Origin of the sequence: Symbioplanes lichenis (genome assembly GCF_030709675.1) — a bacterium.
GTDB classification, from domain to species: Bacteria; Actinomycetota; Actinomycetes; order Mycobacteriales; family Micromonosporaceae; genus Actinoplanes; species Actinoplanes lichenis.
Genome location: NZ_JAUZQD010000058.1, coordinates 1 through 240, shown reverse-complemented (window position 1 = coordinate 240; position 240 = coordinate 1). Strand labels below are relative to the sequence as shown.

Here is a 240-nt window from a genome sequence, read left to right as displayed (position 1 = left end):
CAGGTGTGTGGATGGGTAGGGGAGCGTCGTGCTACCGGGGAAGCGGCGGAGTGATCCAGCCGTGGAGGTTGCACGAGTGAGAATGCAGGCATGAGTAGCGAATGAAGGGTGAGAAACCCTTCCGCCGGATGACCAAGGGTTCCAGGGCCAGGCTAATCCGCCCTGGGTGAGTCGGGGCCTAAGGCGAGGCCGAGAGGCGTAGTCGATGGATAACGGGTTGATATTCCCGTACCCGCGAAG

Annotated in this window: 1 rRNA gene; it reads left to right on the top strand. The window is 61.7% G+C overall.

The features are described from left to right. Window positions 1–240 (top strand): 23S ribosomal RNA (locus tag RAN62_RS41030); the annotation flags it as partial.